The sequence below is a fragment of the Microbacterium sp. ZKA21 genome, from assembly GCF_050434165.1.
Lineage (GTDB): Bacteria > Actinomycetota > Actinomycetes > Actinomycetales > Microbacteriaceae > Microbacterium.
The window spans coordinates 89,353-108,379 of the sequence record NZ_JBNPVV010000007.1; the positions used below are offsets into that span (position 1 = coordinate 89,353).

General features: G+C 67.6%; 16 protein-coding genes and 2 tRNA genes. 4 read left to right on the plus strand and 14 right to left on the minus strand.

Going from position 1 to position 19,027, the window contains the following annotated elements:
- Positions 1 to 2: 2 nt before the first annotated feature.
- On the minus strand, positions 3 to 2,399 hold the full coding sequence (locus tag M2317_RS14480) for a beta-L-arabinofuranosidase domain-containing protein (protein WP_429461303.1): 2,397 nt from the start codon (positions 2,397 to 2,399) through the stop codon (positions 3 to 5).
- Positions 2,400 to 2,532: 133 nt separating this feature from the next.
- Between M2317_RS14480 and M2317_RS14485 the strand changes: the two genes are divergently transcribed.
- Positions 2,533 to 3,351 carry an SDR family oxidoreductase gene (locus M2317_RS14485; RefSeq protein WP_429461305.1) on the plus strand — a complete coding sequence of 273 codons (819 nt, stop codon included), beginning with the start codon at positions 2,533 to 2,535 and terminating at the stop codon, positions 3,349 to 3,351.
- 49 nt (positions 3,352 to 3,400) lie between these two features.
- Here the strand turns inward: M2317_RS14485 and M2317_RS14490 are convergent, their stop codons facing one another.
- The 8 genes from M2317_RS14490 to M2317_RS14525 all read right to left on the minus strand — a co-directional run bounded on the left by M2317_RS14490 (position 3,401) and on the right by M2317_RS14525 (position 12,619).
- Positions 3,401 to 4,405, minus strand: a complete 1,005-nt coding sequence (locus M2317_RS14490) for a sugar phosphate isomerase/epimerase family protein (RefSeq protein ID WP_429461307.1) — start codon at positions 4,403 to 4,405, stop codon at positions 3,401 to 3,403.
- A 37-nt stretch (positions 4,406 to 4,442) separates the two neighbouring features.
- Positions 4,443 to 5,459 carry a LacI family DNA-binding transcriptional regulator gene (locus M2317_RS14495; RefSeq protein ID WP_429461308.1) on the minus strand — a complete coding sequence of 339 codons (1,017 nt, stop codon included), beginning with the start codon at positions 5,457 to 5,459 and terminating at the stop codon, positions 4,443 to 4,445.
- Between the two features lie 68 nt (positions 5,460 to 5,527).
- Positions 5,528 to 6,748 carry an endo-1,4-beta-xylanase gene (locus tag M2317_RS14500; RefSeq protein ID WP_429461310.1) on the minus strand — a complete coding sequence of 407 codons (1,221 nt, stop codon included), beginning with the start codon at positions 6,746 to 6,748 and terminating at the stop codon, positions 5,528 to 5,530.
- Positions 6,745 to 7,428 carry a hypothetical protein gene (locus M2317_RS14505; RefSeq protein WP_429461312.1) on the minus strand — a complete coding sequence of 228 codons (684 nt, stop codon included), beginning with the start codon at positions 7,426 to 7,428 and terminating at the stop codon, positions 6,745 to 6,747. The genes M2317_RS14500 and M2317_RS14505 overlap by 4 nt, the downstream gene beginning before the upstream one ends.
- A 2-nt stretch (positions 7,429 to 7,430) precedes the next feature.
- Positions 7,431 to 8,342: a carbohydrate ABC transporter permease gene (locus M2317_RS14510; RefSeq protein ID WP_429461599.1), complete on the minus strand. Its 912-nt coding sequence runs from the start codon at positions 8,340 to 8,342 to the stop codon at positions 7,431 to 7,433.
- 2 nt (positions 8,343 to 8,344) lie between these two features.
- Positions 8,345 to 9,373 carry an ABC transporter permease gene (locus M2317_RS14515; RefSeq protein ID WP_429461314.1) on the minus strand — a complete coding sequence of 343 codons (1,029 nt, stop codon included), beginning with the start codon at positions 9,371 to 9,373 and terminating at the stop codon, positions 8,345 to 8,347.
- A 59-nt stretch (positions 9,374 to 9,432) separates the two neighbouring features.
- Complete coding sequence (locus M2317_RS14520) at positions 9,433 to 11,100, minus strand: extracellular solute-binding protein (protein WP_429461316.1); 1,668 nt, start codon at positions 11,098 to 11,100, stop codon at positions 9,433 to 9,435.
- Positions 11,101 to 11,644: 544 nt separating this feature from the next.
- Positions 11,645 to 12,619, minus strand: a complete 975-nt coding sequence (locus M2317_RS14525; protein WP_429461318.1) for an NAD-dependent epimerase/dehydratase family protein — start codon at positions 12,617 to 12,619, stop codon at positions 11,645 to 11,647.
- 99 nt (positions 12,620 to 12,718) lie between these two features.
- Here M2317_RS14525 and M2317_RS14530 point away from each other — a divergent pair, with 99 nt between their 5' ends.
- The 3 genes from M2317_RS14530 (at position 12,719) to M2317_RS14540 (ending at position 15,205) form a co-directional block, all read left to right on the plus strand.
- Entirely contained in the window at positions 12,719 to 13,459 is a 741-nt protein-coding gene (locus tag M2317_RS14530; protein WP_429461320.1) for a hypothetical protein, read from the plus strand.
- Positions 13,460 to 13,886: 427 nt separating this feature from the next.
- The gene (locus tag M2317_RS14535; protein WP_429461322.1) at positions 13,887 to 14,717 is read left to right on the plus strand and encodes an MBL fold metallo-hydrolase; all 831 of its coding nucleotides are present in this window, start codon (positions 13,887 to 13,889) and stop codon (positions 14,715 to 14,717) included.
- A 152-nt stretch (positions 14,718 to 14,869) separates the two neighbouring features.
- Positions 14,870 to 15,205: a carboxymuconolactone decarboxylase family protein gene (locus tag M2317_RS14540; protein ID WP_429461324.1), complete on the plus strand. Its 336-nt coding sequence runs from the start codon at positions 14,870 to 14,872 to the stop codon at positions 15,203 to 15,205.
- 82 nt (positions 15,206 to 15,287) lie between these two features.
- Here the strand turns inward: M2317_RS14540 and M2317_RS14545 are convergent.
- From M2317_RS14545 to M2317_RS14565, 5 genes are all read right to left on the minus strand, one after another.
- Positions 15,288 to 15,361: transfer RNA gene (locus M2317_RS14545), tRNA-Met, on the minus strand.
- 33 nt (positions 15,362 to 15,394) lie between these two features.
- Positions 15,395 to 15,466: transfer RNA gene (locus tag M2317_RS14550), tRNA-Thr, on the minus strand.
- Positions 15,467 to 15,517: 51 nt separating this feature from the next.
- On the minus strand, positions 15,518 to 16,804 hold the full coding sequence (locus M2317_RS14555) for a peptidoglycan DD-metalloendopeptidase family protein (RefSeq protein ID WP_429461327.1): 1,287 nt from the start codon (positions 16,802 to 16,804) through the stop codon (positions 15,518 to 15,520).
- Between the two features lie 152 nt (positions 16,805 to 16,956).
- A complete protein-coding gene (locus M2317_RS14560; protein WP_429461329.1) occupies positions 16,957 to 17,754 on the minus strand; it encodes an inositol monophosphatase family protein in 798 nt (265 codons plus the stop codon).
- Positions 17,751 to 18,968, minus strand: coding sequence for a hypothetical protein (locus M2317_RS14565; protein WP_429461331.1), 1,218 nt, complete (start codon positions 18,966 to 18,968; stop codon positions 17,751 to 17,753). The genes M2317_RS14560 and M2317_RS14565 overlap by 4 nt, the downstream gene beginning before the upstream one ends.
- Positions 18,969 to 19,027 lie beyond the last annotated feature (59 nt).

Genomic DNA, 19,027 nt, shown 5'->3' on the forward strand with positions numbered 1-19,027 from the left:
GCCTATGACCGAACGGTCCGCACCCCGAACACCCCGCCCACGGGCGTCTCTCCGGCGCTCTGGAACCGCACGGTGACGGCCGGGATCCGCTGCCCCGCGGCATCCAGCGCGAAGCCGCCGTGCTGGTCGCGCTTGAAGCCGTGCGACGCGAGGATATGGTGCGGAATCTCGTCCACGCGCTCGCAGAGCGAGCCGTCGCCGTGCGGGTCCTCGATGCTCTCGCGCCGGAGCAGCACCCCGTTCAGCAGCACGTCGAAGGTGCGCCCGGCATCCTGTCCGCTGTATCGGATGCCGAGCAGATTGACCTCTGCGCGGGGATCGACGATCAGGTCGTATTCGAAGTAGGCGTCCGGATCCGCCGATGCTTCCCGGTACTGCGCGCCGTCCCGCACGCCGACCGTCGAGGCATGGAAGCGGTGGTTCTTGTCGGCCTCGGAGTTGTTGTTGTCGAATGAGGTCAGGGCGTCGATGACGTCTGGGCCGGTGACCACGGCATCCGATCCGGCCCCGTGCGTCACGAGCGTGACGTAGGTGGCGTAGCGGACGCCGTACAGGCTGAAGTACGGCTCCCAGACGAGCGCGGCCGACCTGTCGTCGACGTTGCGCATCCCGAAGCGCAGGCGCCCGTCCTGGCCATCCGGCAGACGGACCAGATTGTCGGCGATCGACTGCTTCCACACGGCCGGATCATCGACGACGATGTCACCGGTGAGCGATCGGTCGGCGACGCCCATCTGCACGAGGACGCCGGCGGTGTACGTGGCGTCGACGTTCTCACGGCTGAGTTCCGCCGCGAGCAGGACAGGGCCGAACGTGAACGCGACCCAGTTCTCGTTCTCGGTGCCATCCGAGATCCGGACCTCCGCGGGCAGCGTGTAGGTCACGTCCTGTCCGGTGGAGACGTCGACGGCAAGATAGCCGCCGTCCGCGGCGGCCGCGATCGGACGGCCGTCGATGGCGAGCGTCGGAGCGGCCGCAGCCCACGACGGAACGCGCAGGCGCAGCGTGACCGCCACAGGGCTGCCGTCGAGGCTCTCGACGCGGAAGCGCACGGTCTCGTCGTGCGGAACGTCGGCCACCTGGATCAGGCGCAGATTCCACTCCGGCAGCCGCAACTCGCTGGAGACGAATCTGTTCACGACGACGGTGTCGTCGTCCAGTACGTAGATGCCGTCGGCGAGCTTGGTGAAGCTCTCGATCCCGGTACCGTGGTCGCACCAGAACTGGTCGTAGGGCTGGCCGAACACCTTCGCGTAGCCGGCCCGCTGCGGCTGGAAGTACGTCACCATGCCCGTCTCGGGGTTCTGGGACGCCAGGATGCTGTTGATGAACGCCTGCTCGTCGTAGTCCGCGTAGCGGACGTCGCCGGTCAGCGCGAAGAGCGCCCGGCTGAGCTTGAGCATGTTGTACTCGTTGCAGCCCTCGGCCGTGGAGTTCTCGCCGTAGCCCGTGACGGCGCCGTTGTTCGCGCGCTCGAACAGCGTGCCGGGCGCATGGAAGTGCTCGGACTGGCTGTTCGCGCCGTTCGCGTAGGTGTGATCGGCGACGACGATGCGCCAGAAATTCTCGGCGGCAGCACGGTGCATGTCGAGCTCAGCGTCGGCTTCGGCGCGCTCCGCCAGCACCGTGTACCGCTTCAACGCGCCGACGAGCTTCGGGATCGTCGTGTTGGCGTGCCGACCGGCCAGGATGTCGTCGCCCGCCGCCAGGCTCTGGAACAGGTCGGTCTCATCGAACCGCTCGGCCGCTCGGCGATGCACCGGGTCGCCCGTGACCGCGTACAGCCGGTAGAGCGCTTCGTTCATGCCGCCGTACTCGGTATCGAGGATGACCGCGGGGTCGTTCAGCGCGCCGGCGTACGTCTCGATCCAGGTGCCGAAGCCGCTCGCCACACGCAGGGCGATCCCGCCGATCTCCGCCGGCGCATAGCGGTGCGCATCAAGGAGTCCGGCCAGCACCTTGTGCAGGTTGTAGAACGGCACGAGCAGGCCGTCGCCGCCGCTGGGCAGCAGGTCGGGTGAGAACGGCGAGACGCAGCCCGCGGCATCCGGGTGCGCCACGGCGTACGCCTGCTGGCAGCGGTCGAGGCCTCGGACGGCGGCGGACAGGCGTTCGAGGATGACGTCACGGATCGCGGCGTCGCGGTTCGACGCGTACGCCTGCGACAGCGCGGAGATCACGTGGCCGAAGAAGTGCCCCTGGAACCGTGTGCCCTCTTCGCGCTCCCAGCCGCCGTAGCCGTCCGCCGTCGTCGGCGGAAGACCGGCGACCCGATAGAAGGAAAACAGCAGCCGTTCCGGGTCCAGGCCAAGGACGTAGTCGAGCGTCTTCTCGGCGGCGTTGCGGAGGTACGGATCCTGAACGGTCACGTCTTCGAGGCGAGCAGGTGCAAGAGGCATGGCTTCGATCCTGCCATGTCAGTGACCGGTCACGGACGTCCGACGGCCATCAGGTTCGACGGTTTCTGATGCGGACAATATCTGTCCGCAATGTTCGAGAAGCTGAGCTCACAACCGACGAAGGGACCTTCTCATGACGATTCTGGTGACCGGCGCGACCGGCAACGTGGGACGACACATCGTGGCGCAACTGGCCGAGCGGGGTGAGAGCGTTCGTGCGCTCACGCGCCACCCCGAGCGGGCGCAGTTCCCGGATGGCGTGGTCGCGGTGCAGGGCGATCTGACCGATCTCGACAGCATGCGCGCCGCCATGGCCGGGTGCGAAGCGGTGCACTTCATCACGTTCGACGGTGCGACCGGCGCGCCGCTGCAGAACGGAGCGGAGCTCGTGACGCTGGCCGAGGCATCCGGGGTCCGACGCATCAGCGTGCTGGGCGGCTGGTTCGAGAGCACTCTCGAGCCGGCGTTGCGCGCGGGGAGCATCCCGTGGGCGCAGCTCGCACCGGTCGAGTACATGACGAACGCTCTGGAGTGGGCGCCCGAGGTCGCGCAGCATCGGCGCGTCCGCACGCTCGCCGACTGGCCGAGCGCGATGATCCATGCCGGCGACATCGCCGCTGTCGCGGTCGTGCTGCTGACCGAAGACGGACACGATGGCCAGGTCTACTTTCTGACCGGTCCCGAAGCGCTGACGCCGGCCGAGCGCGCGGCGCGCATCGGCGAGGCCCTGGGCGAAGATGTCGAGTGGATCCACCTCGATGAGGACGAGGAGGTCGAACGACTGCGGGCGTTCGGCTACGACGAGACGTATGTCGCGTTCGGGCTCGATCTGGCGAAGAACCCGCCCGAGGTCGGGCAGATCGTGCAGGACACCGTCACGCGCCTGACTGGCCGGCCCGGGCGCACGTTCGCGCAGTGGGCACGCGAGAACGTCGAGGCATTCCGGGGCTGACGATGGCAGGCGGGCCCGGGCTGCATGGTCCGGGCCCGCCGGGCATCGGTCAGGCTTTGGTGGAGAAGGCGGCGTCGAAGGCGGCAGCGGGTGGCGTGATCGCGTTCAACTCGCGCACGAACGCGAGTGCTTCCGGAGCACCCTGGAGGCGATCCATCCCGGCATCCTCCCACTCCACCGAAGTGGGCCCCTCGTACCCGATCGCGTTCAACGCACGGAACAACGCATTCCACGGCACCTCACCATGCCCCGTCGACACGAACGTCCACCCGCGCCGCGGATTCGCCCACGGCAGATGCGAACCCAGCACCCCATTACGGCCGTCGAAATTCGTCACCGACTCCTTCACATGCACGTGGAAGATGTGCGGTGCGAAGTCCAGGACGAACGCGATCGGATCCAACTGCTGCCACATGAAATGCGACGGATCGAAATTGATCCCGAAACTCTCCCGATGCCCGATCGCCTCCAACGTCCGCTTCGCCGTCCAATAGTCGTACGCGATCTCCGACGGGTGCACCTCGAGCGCGAACCGCACCCCGACCTCCTCGAACACATCCAGAATCGGGTGGAACCGGTCCGCGAAGTCCCGATACCCCGCCTCGACCCACTCATCCGACGCCGGCGGGAACATCGCCACACCCTTCCAGACCGACGACCCCGAGAACCCCACGACCGTCCTCACACCCAAAGCCGCAGCCATCCGCGCCGTCGACTTCAACTCCTCCGCCGCCCGCTGACGCACACCCTCCGGCTCGCCATCGCCCCACACCCGGTCATTCAGGATGTCGCGATGGCGCTGATCGATCGGGTCGTCGCACACCGCCTGACCCGCCAGATGATTCGAGATCGTCCACACCTTCAGGCCGTTGCGGGCCAGGATGTCCAACCGGGACTGCACATACTCCGCGTCATCCCACCGGGACACATCCAGATGATCGCCCCAGCAGGCGATCTCGAGGCCGTCATAACCCCACTCCCCCGCGAGACGAGCCACCTCCTCGAACGGCAGATCGGCCCACTGCCCCGTGAACAACGTGATCGGACGCGTCATATCCAGCTCCTTCGCTCGATTCGTGTACAGCTTCTTCTCATGCCGTCGGCGGTGCCGTCGACTCCCGGACGATCAGCTCGGTTCCGAGCTCCACCTTCTGCGACGCCAACGGCTGTCCGTCGGACAGCGTCATGAGCATCTGGGTCGCGAGCGCCGCCATCTCGGACAGCGGCTGGCGCACAGTGGTGAGGGACGGAGCGAGCCAGGACGCCAGCGGGAGGTCGTCGTAGCCGACCACCGAGACATCGGCCGGCACCCGCAGACCGAGCTCGTGCGCGGCGCGGATGAGTCCGAGCGCCTGCGAGTCGGAGCCGGCGAACACTGCCGTCGGACGGTCGGGGCGGCTCAGGAGGTCGAGCCCGTGCTCGTAGCCGGCGGCGACCTCGAAAGTGCCCCATTTCACCAGGGACGGGTCGACCTCGAGACCGGCCTCCCCGTGCGCGCTGCGGAACCCGTCGACGCGGGCACGGCTGCACAGCACGGCCTGCGGGCCCGAGATCACGGCGATGCGCCGGTGCCCGAGTTCGAGCAGGTGGCGGGTCGCGGAGAGCGCGCCGTTCCAGTTGTTCGAGCCGACCGTCGGTACACCGGCCGGAGTCTCGCCGTCGGTATCGAGCACGACGAACGGGATGGATCGCGCCGTCAGCTGACGCTGCTGCGTGTCGTCCAGCCGCGAGAGGACGAGCAGCACGCCGCGCGTACCGCGGGAGGTGATGCTGTCGATCCACTCCTGCGGCGGACGGTGCGAGCCGCCGAGCTCACTGAGCACGACACCGACGCCGCGCGGCGCGGCCGCCTTCTCGACGCCGACGATGATCTCCTGCGCCCAGGCGCTGCCGAATTCGTGGAAGACGAGATCGAGCAGGCCGTCGGCCTTCGTGGGCGATGCCGCCCCGACCGGCTTGCGGTACTCGTGGCGCGCGAGTGCCTCTTCAACGCGTCGACGCGTCGCGGGAGCGACGTCGCTTCGCCCGTTGAGAACGCGGGAGACAGTGGGTACGGAGACGCCGACCTCTTTCGCGATCGTGGCGATCGTCGCGCCGCCTCGTGCCATTCTGTTTCTCTCCCCGCCGGAACGTGCGTCCCATCCTACGCGCGAAACACCGGTCGGCTCCGGCATCCTCACCCGTCCAGAACGGCCTGCACGGACGAGGTCCCGGTGCCGATCGAGACGGTGCAGCGGCGGCCGTCCGCCGCTACTTCGAAATCGCCGGCGAACGCGCGCAGAGGCATGCGTCCGTCGGCATCCGTGCGGGTCGCGACCTCGTCGAGCCACCACTCGCCGCGCACGAGTTCGCGGAGCGCGTCGTACGCCGGCTTCGCCGAGCCGTCGCGTCGGATGAGTCCGCTCGGAGCGTTCAACCAGGCGGTGGCGTCGTCGAAGCCCCAGTACGTGATCGCCGCGACCGCCGGGTGCTCGACGAGGGTGCGGTAGTGCCGCACGATCTCGTCGGCCTGGCGCTGCTCCCCCTCCGCCGTCGACGGCCATTCTTCGACCACGTAGTCGTTGAGGTCCTCGATGTGCCGCGGCATGAGGTCGCCGGACAGCAGCGACGTCTCGGTCCAGTGCAGCGGCAGGCCGAAGCGCGCGAAGCGTTCGCAGATCTCCTGCACCTGCTCCTCGCCGCGGTATCCCTTGTGCATGTGCGACTGCAGGCCGATCGCGTCGACGCGGACCCCGGCATCCAGCACGTCGCCGATCAGCCGCTCGTAGCCGGGCCCGAGGTCGAAGTCGTTGAGGACCAGCGTGGCGTCCGGATTCACCGCGCGCGCCTCGTCGACGGCCATGCGGATGAACTCCACCTGACCGTACTTCTCACAGAGCCGCGTGATGGCGTTGCGGATGCCGTCCGGTTCGTTCGCGAAGTGCGGCATGATGACGGCCTCGTTGACGATGTCCCAGGTGTCGACGAGCCCGGCGAAGTCACCGACCTCGCGACGGATCCGGCCGCGCAGCGCCCGCTCGGCCTCGTCGAGCGGGAGTCGATCCACCCACGGCGCCTTGACGGTGTGCCAGACGAGCGGATGCCCCTTGAGCCGCACCCCGTGCTCGGCGAGTCCGCGGGCGCGGCGGGTCAGCGCGATGACGTCCGGCTGCCCCTGCTCCGGCTCGTAGCGTCCCCAGTAGAACTGCAGTGTCGCCGTGTCGAACAGGTCGAGCCACTGCGCGAGCGGGCCATCGCCGGGGACGCCAGGAGCCGTGCAGCCGAACCCGAACTCGTGCCGCACCTGCGCGACGGTCACGTCGCGATCGCGCAGCGGCTGCCCGTCGGCGCCGAGCACGAGGATGCTGGCCTCGGCCTCGCGGTGACGGTACCTGGTGGAGGTCTGGGCATCCGTCATCGGGTGAACCTCGATTTCACATCGGTCTCGACGGGGCGCGAGATCACGCGCAGGACGAGCGCGAACGCCCAGGCGCAGAGCAGCAGGACCGCTTCGGAGGCCATGGCTACGACGGCCGCCGCCACGAAGGCGAGGCACGCGAATGCCAGCGTCGTCCGCCACTGGGTGAACAGCTCGGCCGCGGCGATGCGCATCGCGTCGCGCGTGCGGAACGAGAAGTAACTCGTGACGACCAGCAGGTGCCCCGACCACAGCGCGAGAACGACGAGCAGGACGATGGCGATCGGCTGCAGGATCGCCCCACCGGGGGCCGCAGCGCCGGAGATCGCGTTCACGACGAGGACGCCGGCGATCACCAGCACCGGCACCCACCAGGCGAGCACGTCCTTCAGGTTGCGCACGAGTCCGCGCCACAACGGGCGGGCAGGACGCAGATCCGGCTCCTCCTCCCACGCGCGCTGCGCATACAGTGCGGCCGACAGCGCGGGCGCGATCGGGAGAAGCGCCGCGACGTAGAAGATCGACGACGCCCCCTCGGTCAGCCCCAGGGCCATCCACACCAGCACGGTCGGTGCACCGCACAGCGCGAGGAAGGCGGCGAGCACCATCCAGCGATACATGGTCGCGGCAGCCCGGGACACGTACCCCGTGCCCACCTCGGCGACGAGCCTGTCCGCCACGATCAGCCCTTCACCGAGCCGAGCATCACGCCCGAGACGAAGTAGCGCTGCACGAACGGGTAGATGCACAGGATCGGGATGACCGTCAGGATCATCGTCACCGACTGGATGTTCGGGTTCAGGTCGGCGGCGCTGCCGCCGGCCGCCGCGCTCTCCGTCGCCGCCGTCGACGCTCCGGCGATGATGTTGCGCAGGAACAGCGTCACGGGGAACAGCTCGTTCTTGTCGAGATACAAGAAGGCGCCGAACCAGTCGTTCCAGAACGCCACCGAGTAGAAGAGGATCATCGTGGCGATCACCGCCTTCGACAGCGGCAGCACGATGCGGGTGAAGATCCCGAACCAGCCGAGGCCGTCGATCTGCGCGGCCTCCTCGAGCTCATGCGGGAGGTTCTCGAAGAACGACTTCATGACGAGCAGGTTGAACACCGAGATCGCACCGGGCAGCACGATCGCCCACATGGTGTTCTTCATGCCCAGCGACGAGATCAGCACGTAGTTCGGCACGAGTCCGCCGTTGAAGAACATCGTGAACACGGCGATGCCGATGAGGACCCCGCGTCCGCGCAGGTGGTGCTTGGAGAGGACGTACGCGTAGGTCGTGGTGAGAGTCATGGCGATGGCGGTGCCGACGACCGTGTACAGCACCGTGTTGCCGTAGTTGCGCCAGAACATGCCGTTGCCCATGACGGCCGCGTAGGTGTCGACGTTGAACTCGACCGGCCAGAAACTCACCTGGCCGGCCTTGATCGCACCCGGCGAGCTGAACGACTGCGCAAGCACCGTGACGAACGGGTACAGCATCGCGACGCACACCAGGACGAGCAGCGTCATGTTGATGATCGTGAAGGCGCGGTATCCGACCGAGTCCCTCACGCCGACGGTTCGTGGCGGCGCCGGCATCCGCTCTGTCATGGTCACCACAGGCTCGTTCCCACCATCTTCTTGGACAGAAAGTTCGCGCCGAGGACCATGACGAGGCCGATGAGTGCCTGGAAGAGTCCGATCGCGGCGGCGTAACTGAGGTTGTTCGACACGAGGCCGACCCGGTAGAGGTACGTCGAGATGACGTCGGCCGTCTCGTACGTGAGCGGGTTGTACAGCAGCAGCACCTTCTCGAAGCCGACGTTGAGGAAGGCTCCGATGTTCAGGATCAGCAGCGTGATCATGGTCGGCCGGATGCCGGGCAGTGTCACGTGCCAGGTCTGCTGCAGGCGATTGGCGCCGTCGATGCGCGCCGCCTCGTACAGCGATTCGTCGATCGTCGTGAGAGCGGCGAGATACAGGATCGTGCCCCAGCCGACGGTCTGCCAGACCTCGGATCCGACATAGATCGCACGGAACCACTCGGGGCGCTGGAGGAACGGGATCGCCTCGCCGCCCATCGCCTCGATGACCTGGTTGACGGTGCCCTGCAGCGACAGCAGCTGCATGACCATGCCGACGATGATCACCACGGAGAGGAAGTGCGGCAGGTAGGAGATCGACTGCACGATGCGCTTGAACGAGCGCTTTCGCACCTCGTTGAGCAGCAGAGCGAGAAGGATCGGCAGCGGGAACGTCACGAGCAGCGTCAATCCGCCCAGGATGACGGTGTTCCAGAACACGTGCCAGAACGCGGGGTCGTTGATGAACATCTGCACGTAGCGCAGCCCGACCCATTCCTCACCGAAGATGCTGCCGCCCGGGCGGAACTTGCGGAAGGCGATGACGTTGCCGAGCATCGGGATGTAACGGAAGATCAGCAGGAAGATCACCGGCAGCAGCGCCAGCGCGTACAGCTGCCAGTCACGACGCAGCGCCTTGCGCCACGGCGTGCGGGCCTGCCGTCGTGATCGGCGCGACGGCTTTCCTGCGGTCGTGATGACGCGGGTGGTGGTCGCACCCGGTGGGGAGTCGTTCTGCGGCTGCGCGGGGGCTGCCGCATCCGTCGTGGTCGCGGTCATGATCGTCGTCCTTCGACTGTTCCGGGCCGCCGACGCGAGGTCGGCGGCCCGGAAGCGTCTCAGCCGTTCTCCTCCGCGAACCGCTCGCGGGCACCGTTCACGAGGTCGAGGTAGCTCTGCACTCCGGCGGCCTCGATCTCGGAGACGTAGGCATCCCACTCGGAGAGGTCGCGGTCGCCGAGGATGAACTGCAGGGTGGCGGTGCGCACGGCATCCGACAGCGGGGTCGACATCAGCGACGCCTGCTCGAGCTCGGCCTCGTCGAGCGGAGCCGGCGGGTTCGGGTCGCGAGGCGTGCGGCTGGAGAGCACCGTGTCGATGTAGTCGACGAACTGCGGTGCGTTGTACGACTCCTTCAGCTCCCGCGACTCGGTGGAACCGGCGAGCACATCGTTCGACCAGCCGAGGTCCGTCTTGATGTCGGTCGGCGCGCCGGGGTTGATGCTGAACGCGTCGAGCGAGAACTCCGGGTTCAGGGTGATCGTGCCGTCCTCGGCCTTTTCATACGTCTCGCCCTCGACACCCCAGCGGATCATCTCGTTCGCGTCGGGGTTGTAGTACAGCCAGTCGAGGAACTGCAGCGTCGCGAGGAAGTTCGGCGAGTCCTTGACCTCCGAGCTCAGCATGAAGCCGTTCCAGAAGTTGCGCGGCTCGACGATCATGCCGGCCTCGCCGCCCGGAGGAGCGATCTGCACGAGCTCGTAGTTGCCCTCGCCGGCGGTCGCGTTCAGCGCGGTCGCGAACTCGTTGACCGTCCCGCTCGCTCCGGAGGCTGCGAACACCTGGTCGTTGGCCATCTTCTCCGACACGTTCGCCGCTCCCCCACCCGCATCGGATGCCGTGAACGACTCGGTGTCGAGCAGACCGTCCTCGACGAGACCGTGGAAGAACTCGACCATGTCGCGGTAGCCCTCGTTGGTGCCCGCGTACTCGAGTTCGCCCTTCTCCTCGTTCCAGATCGTGCCCTCACCGAAGCCCCATCCGGCCTGCGTGCCGAACGCGTGCGCGGCGTAGTTGAGCATGGACTGGCCCTCGAACCCGTCGGCCAGCGGCTTGGAGTCCGGGTACTTCGCCTTGATCAGCTCCAGGCCCTCGCGCAGGTGCTCCCAGGTGTCCGGCTCCGGGGCGCCGACCTCGTCGAAGACGTCCTTGCGGATGATGAGTGAGAAGGTCGGAACCGAGACCTCTTGAAGGCCGGGGAGCATGTAGTACTTGCCGTCGGCCTGCTTGAGACGCTCCATCATGTCGCCGAGATCCCACTCCTCGACGTACTTCTGGAAGTTCGGCATGTACTCGACGTAGTCGCTCATCGGCAGCACGGCGCCGGAGGAGACGAAGGGCGCTTCCTCCCCGGTGTAGACGAGGGGGATCACGGTCGGTGCGTCACCGGCCGAGATGAGCAGGCTCCGCTTCTCGGTGGCATCGCTGAACGGGATGTGGGTCAGATCGATCGAGACGCCCGTGCGCTCCTCGATCTCGTCGAAGATCTGCCAGTCATCGGTGACGGGCACCTCGGGCCAGTCGGTCCAGAGCATCGAGACGTCGATCGGCTCGGTGGCCTCGAACTGCTCATCCGCGGCGAAATCCTCCATCGCGCCGACCGACTGCGCGTCGAGGTCGACCTCGGTCGACGCGTCGCCGCTGTCGGATGTGCACGCGCTCGTCGCGAGGAGCGCCGCCACCGCCCCTGCTGCCGCTGCCGCCCGGACCCACGTTGTCCTGCGCATGGAATGAACCATGATTCTCCTCTTCGAGATGTTGGCTGTGTTGCCCGAGTGCTCCAAAAGTTTCGGAACGGTGCTCGAGACTTTCTGAAGCGTAGAGCCGAGGAGAATAAGTTGTCAAGAGCGACAATTAAGAGGGTGCGACGGCATGCGCCTGGCCGGCGTTCCCTCGGACGTGACCGCGTCCATCCCGGCCGAGCGCCGGGAGGAGGACTGGCGGGTGATGAACCTGCCGGGACGGATGGAGACCCAACGGGCGTTGGTCACCGACTACGCGACCTACGTGACTCGCTGGGCCGAGATCGCCGAGTACCTCGCCCGGAGGCGACCGCCCGGTCTGCTGGAATGGGGGCGGCACGACGTCTTCTTCGATCTCGCCGAGACCGTGTCATGGATGCACGACCTGCCGAGAATGGAGGCCCACATCCTCGATGCCGGGCATCTGCTGCTCGAGACGCATTCGGCCGTGGCGGCGCCGCTGATGCTGGACTTCATCGAGCGGAGTGGAGAGCGGCCTGAGCAGGCGGCGCCGTCGAAAGCCCGTCTGCTATGCGAGCAAGCTCTCGAACAGCGCGTCCATCCCCGGATCGACCCGCTGCAGTTCGGGATGAGCGTCGTGCCAGTCGATGATCTCGCCCGCCGCCTGATGCAGCGCGGTGGTCGGATTGAAGTCGGGCACGACGCTGCGGATCTTCGTGTTGTCGAACACGACCGAGTGCGCCATGTCGCCGGTCAGCTGCCCGGCGCGCTCGGGAGCTGCCTGCTCGATCGCGGCGCTGGTCGCGTACCGGATCTTCGGCTCGGCGCCGGCCGCGCGTCCGAGGATCCCGTAGATCTCGTTCCAGGTGTAGACGAAGTCGCTCGTGATCTGGAACGTGTCGCCGAAGGCGAGAGAGTTGCCGAGCAGCCCGACGAATCCGACGGCGAAGTCGCGCGAGTGGGTCAGAGTCCACAGGGATGTGCCGTCGCCGTGCACGATGATCTCCTCGCCCCGGCGGATGCGGTCGATAGCCGTCCAGCCGCCGAAAGCGGGGATCGTCCACCTGTCGTACGTGTGGGACGGACGCAGCACCGTCACGGGGAATCCGCGGTCTCGATAGGCCGCGGACAGCAGATCCTCGCAGGCGATCTTGTCGCGCGAGTACTGCCAGTAGGGGTTGCGCAGTGGTGTCGACTCCGTGATCGGGAGGCGTGCGACCGGCTTCTGGTAGGCCGACGCCGAGCTGATGAAGACGTACTGCCCCGTGCGTCCCTCGAACCGTTCGATGTCGCGCTGCACCTGTTCGGGTGTGAAGGCGATCATGTCGGCGACGACGTCGAACTCGCGGCCGGCGAGAGCGGCGTCGACGGCCGCGGCATCCGAGATGTCGGCCGTGAGCACTTCCACGCCCTCGGCGGGCGCGCGGCGCGACTGCCCGCGGTTCAGCAGCGTCACCTCCATGCCGCGCTGCGCCGCGAGAGCGCTCGCCGCCGAGGAGATGATCCCCGTTCCACCGATGAACAACACCTTCGTCGCAGACATGCTCAGCACTCTACCGAGTGGCGGGCGGGGCGAGGCGCGAGGGCGAGCATCCCCTGTCGCCCGTCCCTGTTCCGGAGTAGCGTCGGCAGCGGAGGCATCATGCCCAGCGCCCGCGACCTCGCAGCCGTCGCCGAAGCTCACGACGACCTCCTTCCCGGCGCCTCCGAGAGGTTCTCCGGCTACGCGCTCATGAGCCTGCCGTTCGCCTCGGGACACGTGCTCGGCCTGCGCCGGTTCCCGGTGACCTCCGTCGGCCCCGGCTACACCTCCGTGTGGCTGCGCACGCCGGACGGCGCCTGGACGATCTACACGACGATCGACGCTGCGCTTTCGTGTCCCCGATACTTCGGAAGCGCGCTCGAATCCACCTCTGTCCACTCGATCTGGGTGGGATGGACGGACGATGCGAGCTTCACGGTGCTCATCGACGACGACATCGGGCTGCACTGGGATGTCACCCTCGGCGAGACCGGGATGACACGAATGATGTCGGGCATGGCCGGCGCCCTCCCGGAGAGCTTCTGGCGCAGCGACGGGTTCCTCACGGCACTCGGCGGCGTCTCCGGTCCGTCCCTGCGCGCAGGCCGCATCGGCATGACCGGCCGCACGCCCAATCACCAGCGTTTCCGGGCGAGAGTGCGCCGGATGTGGGTGGTGACGGACTCCACCGCTTCGCTCGACGGCGAGGATCTCGGCCCCGTCGCGCCGTTGCGAGAACAGACTCGCCTCGGCGACTTCTGGATGCCCCAGCGCGGGATCTTCATGCTCGGAGGGGCAGAGTTCGACCCGCAGGATGCCGGGGAGCACCCGCCGATCACCAAGGCGGCGGCCGCGGTGTGATCGGTCGGCTCGACGATCGACGTACCGCTCGGCATCAGCGGCGCGGGCGGAGCAGCGTCCGCCGAAGATGGAGAACCGGAACGGATCGAGCAAGGGGTGATGCTTTCACAGAACCAGGCGTATCGTTCGCATTAGAGCGCGACGCCGGGACTCTGGGGGACCCGCCGATGTCGCTCTACGCGGGGGGCTCTTGCCTCGCGGCTCCATTGATGCGCTAAGTGAGAGCCCTTCAGCCGTTCGTTTTGCATGTAGGTGCGTCCGTCGTTCCACGGGACCCCCAGCCCTCGGCGGGCGCACCGCTGATATCACAGCCCATGCAGACGAACTCGACGACCCAGAGCGCCATCGTGTGCGACGCGCACGGGTGCGTCAGAACACACGCCGTATCCATACGTCACCAGCCCACCCCCGCCACCGAGGAGCTCCGATGACCGCCTCCCCCGCCGCCGTATCCCGCAGTTCTCGTGGACAGGCCATGGCACCGCCGACCGTGCCCATCCCTGCGAGCGCATTCGAGCCGACCGATGGCACGGTGCTGCGTTGGCTCGGCATGGCCGGGTTCCTCATCAACGCCCGCGGCACTCTCCTGGCGGTCGATCCCCTGCTCGAGGGCTTCGACATGCCGGTGCTGATCGATTTCCCGATCGAGGCCGCCGATATCCCGCGCCTCGACGCGGTGCTCGTCTCGCACTCGGACAACGACCACTACAGCGTGCCGACCTGCACGGCACTCGCCCCGGTCACGCGGAGATTCCACTCCACCCGGTATGTCGGCGAGCTCATGACCGAGGCGGGCATGCCGGCGGAGGGTCACGACATCGGCGACGTGATCGACATCGGAGACGTCCGGATCACGGTCACGCCCGCGGACCACTCCTGGCAGAACGCCTTCCCCGAACCCGGGCAGCGCGTGTTCCGCGACGAGGACTGCTGCGGATTCCGGATCGACACCCCGGATGGGACGATCTGGGCGCCGGGCGACTCACGCCTGATCCGCGATCACCACCTCACGATGCCCTCCCCCGACGCACTGCTATTCGACTTCTCCGACAGCGAATGGCACTTCGGCTTCGACGGGGCGGTCGAGATGGCCAATGCCTACCCGGACGCAGACCTCCTCCTGCACCATTGGGGGTCCGTGGACTCCCCCGATTTCGCCCCGTTCAACGCCGACCCGGACACGTTGTGGGCCGTGGTCGCGAACCCGCAGCGCATCCACGTGCTCGCACCGGGAGAACCGTTCCGCCTCGGAGGATGAACCGTCCTCCGACGTGCACGTCGGAGGACGCAGCCGAGGGGCCCTCTGCCCGTACATCCCCCAGCAGGGTCTCCCTCTCGGGCATGATGTCTGATTCCATGGAGCTGACATCGGCAGATCGACCGACGGAGTCTACGAGGAGAGGAACGACCATGGTCGAAGAACAGAGCACCGGCTGGACCGGAGGACGCGACGCTTTCGGCGACTTCGCCCCCGGAATGGTCCACTACACCGACAAGGTCCTCTTCGACGAGGTCTGGGAGCGCGATGGATTGTCCAAGCGCGACAGATCTCTCGCAACGGTCGCGGCGCTCACCGCACTCGGCAAGACGGACCAGCTCCGATTCCACCTCGCCTTCGCCCGCCAGAACGGCGTCACCGACGACGAGCTGAAGGAGACGCTGCTGCACCTGGCGTTCTATGCCGGCTGGCCGAACGGCATGGCCGCGACGACGGTTCTCAAAGGCGTCATCGAGAACGAGGACTGACCGCGGAAACTCGGGCGCACCTGGCCATCTCCACCTCTCGCGGATACGACAAAACCCCCGGAAATCCGGGGGTTTTCGTCTGTAGCAGGAGCGGGGCTTGAACCCGCGACCTCACGATTATGAGTCGTGCGCTCTCACCAACTGAGCTACCCTGCCGCACGGCATTGCTCTCGACGAGAGAATGCTGCGAGCCCCGAGTCAGGATTGAACTGACGACCCCTTCCTTACCATGGAAGTGCTCTGCCACTGAGCTATCGGGGCGTTGTCACCTTGTTCAGGCAACCACACGAGAATACCAGATCCCCGTGCTTCTCACGAAACCGGGGTGACCCCGTCATGGCGTCCGGCGTTCTCCTGCATCCAGGGCAACGGGTCGATCGTGGAGCCGTTGATGATGATCTCGAAGTGCAGGTGCGCACCGTAGGAATGACCGGTGTTCCCGACCAGCCCGATGATGTCGCCGACCTTGATCTTGTCGCCGGCCTTGACGCGCAGCGAGCCGTACTGCATGTGCGAATAGTGGCTCGTCACGACCTTGCCGTCGATGACGTGGTCCACGTACGCGGTCACGCCGTATCCGCCACCGGACTCCGTGGCGATGCGGACGGTGCCGTCCGCGATCGCCTGGATCGGCGCACCGTTTCCGGGCACGAGGTCGATACCGGCGTGCAGGCGACCCCAGCGCGGCCCGTATCCCGAGCTCATCGCCACGCCGACCTTGAACGGCCACTGGATGGCCGCTTCGGGGTCGTTCGTGTACAGCGAGTCGGAGTACTGGATGCCCTCTTCGGCCGCGACGTCGATCAGTGAGACCGTCGAGTAGTCCTCGCTGCGCTCGAGGTTCGGGTCCGCGACATCCGACGACGCGACGAAGGCCTGGATTTCCTCATCGGAGGCATCGGCACCGGGAACATCGGTTCCGGTGGCCACGAGCGACATCGCCGATGTCGCCTGAGCACCCTGTGCCGCGGCGACGGCTTCCGCGGGAAGCGTCATGGATACTGCGAGCAGCCCGGCGATCCCCATGACCCCGATCGTCGCACCGGCGGTAACGAACTTGCGCGTCCTCGAGCGGCGCACGCGCCGCGGAGCGACATGCTCGGTTGTCGCGGGCTCTGCTTCCGCAGGCTGGGGCTCCGTCTCGACGGCCGGCGCTGCGGCCGCCTGGGAGCGGAAGGTCTGGGATGCCGCGGTGAAGAGATCTTCATCCACGAGCGGCGCCGTCGGAATCCGAGGGGCATCGGCCCGCGCGTCAGCGGCAGTCACGGTCTCTTCGACAGCCGTCGGCACGTCGACGGGTCCGGTCTGGGACGTCACGATCACGACGGACTCGGCCAGAATCGCCTCGACGGGCACGTCGGGCACGGGGATGGCGGGGGCTTCCCCGCGCTGAGCCGCGCCGCTCGTCGCGGGCATCGGTGAGAGATCGACCGCAGGTGTCGGAATCGGCTGCGTCGCGCGCTGGCGTGCAGCTCGTCGCGACAGGGGCGCGGCAGCACCGGACGCGGCCGACGTCTCGTGGATCTCACCGGTGGTCACTTCGTCCACCGGGGCCGGGGAAGCCGCGATGCGGGGGCGACTCGAGCGGCGCGTGGGCACACTCTCAGCCTCGGATGTGTCGAAGGGCAAAACGGGAATCTTTCGGTCAAGCTCGGGGGCGCTTACTCACCTGCGTCTTCGGGTGACGAAGGTAACGAATGGATAAACACTACAGGGCGGACGCTGAGAATGCCATGAACGAATCGGCAGCGTCAGGCGAGGATCGCACTCAGGCGATCGTGGGCTTCGATGCCGCCGGCGATCAGCATGGGGCGCGATGAGAATGTGTCCAGACGACTGACGCGGCCGCCGGCCTCCTCTACGAGCAGCGCTCCGGCCGCGTGATCCCAGGGTTTGAGGCCGCGTTCGAAGTAGCCGTCGAGCCGACCGGCCGCGACATAGGCGAGATCGAGCGCGGCGGAGCCGCCGCGGCGCAGATCACGTGCGATCGGCATGACCGAGCGCACCGTCTGCAGATCCCCGTCGTGCGTGGCCGGGTCGTATCCGAACCCGGTGGCGAGCAGAGCGCCGGCCGGGATCTCGGTCGTCACGTGAAGCGACCGTTCGTCCTGCCGGGCGCCACCGCCGCGCCAGGCCGAGAACAGTTCGCCGAGGGCCGGCGCGTAGACGGCGGCGGCCAACGACACCCACTCATCGGGTAGCGCTGGGCCCTGCACCGCGGCGATGCTCACGCTGTACGACGGGATGCCGTAGGCATAGTTCACAGTGCCGTCGATCGGGTCGACGACCCAGGTCACGCCGGTGACGCTGGCATCCGCTTCGGATTCCTCGCCGAGGAACCCGTCGCCGGGGCGTTCGGCGGTGAGGCGGGCACGGATGAGGTCCTCGACCTCGCGATCTGCTTCGGTGACGATGTCCGCCAGGGTCGACTTGGTCGCGGCCAGCGAGACTCCGACGGATCGGCGCAGCTTCGCCAGGTCGCCGGCTTCGCGCGCGATGTCGACCGCGAGCGCGTGCAGATGCGCCGCGTCGGCCTGTCCCCCGCTCACTGCTGCGGGGCCGCAGGCGGGACGATCGGTGGCGCGGGCGGCGCCGGTGGCGGCGGCGCGAATGCGGTCGGCTGCTGCGGCGCGGCGGGTTGGACAGGCTCCGCGGGCGTCGCGGACTCGGGCTGCTCCGGCGTCTCCGGCTGTGCTGCGGCCGGTTCCGCATCCGGAGCGACGGGCTCGGGCGCCGGCCACTGCGGGGCGGCCGCGGCATCCGACGTCGGCCACTGCTGCGCGGCATCCTGAACCGGCCATGCCTGCGCGGCATCCTGAACCGGCCATGCCTGCGCGGCATCCTGAACCGGCCATGCCTGCGCGACATCCTGAACCGGCCATGCCTGGGCCTGATCCTGAGCGGGCCAGACCGGGGCCTGCTGCACCCCGGGGTAGGCCTGCGCGACCGGGGCTGCACCGTACCCGTCAGCGACGGGGTAGCCGACCGGGAGCGCCGCCTGGGTCTGCACCGTCGGGTGCCCGGTGTAGTAGGCGTTCCAGTCCGGCGTCCCGTCGGCAAGAGCCGGCAGCGGCGTCGCGCCATCGGTGTACGTCGGCCACTGCTGAGCCGCGACCGGGGCCTGCGACTTCTGCTTCTTCGGCGCGAAGAGCGCGTTCAGCAGCGGGATCAGCGTGGTGCCGACGGCGGCGAGGATCGCGAGCGCCACCACGATCCGCCAGTACAGGTCGTTGTAGGTGAACGTGTGCGGGAACGTGAGGAAGAACACCAGCATGGCCGCGAGCGCGACGAGGAAGACCAGCGTCAAGTAGTAGATGACGCGCGTGAAGACGGTCACGTAACGGTCAGCCGCCGGCTTGAACAGCCGCACGTGCAGCAGCGCGAGCTGCAGGATGCCGACCACGAGCAGCAACTGGAAGAACCTCTCGGCACCGCCGCCGAAATAGCCGGTGTCCTCAGGCAGCCAGATCTTCACCGCCCCGACGAGAAGCGCGACGATCCACGTGATCATGCTCGTCAGCGCCAGCCAATCCGGACGATTCGGGGCCAGCCCCGCCTCCAGGATCGCGATCCCGGCGAAACCCGCGAGCAGCAGGATCGTGAGGAAGGCTCGGCCGATCAGGCCGTCCTGATCGCCGATCAGGACCCAGATGACGCACACCAGCGCAGCGGCGATCAGCGCTCCGATGGCGATCCAGATGGCCCCTCTGATCAGCAGCGATGCGTTCGGCTTCGCGACTGCGACTTCCTCCGGTTGCGACATGGCGATCCTCTCGTCGGCCTGCGTGCTCTCATCCTGCCATGTCCCCCCGACGCGCGGGA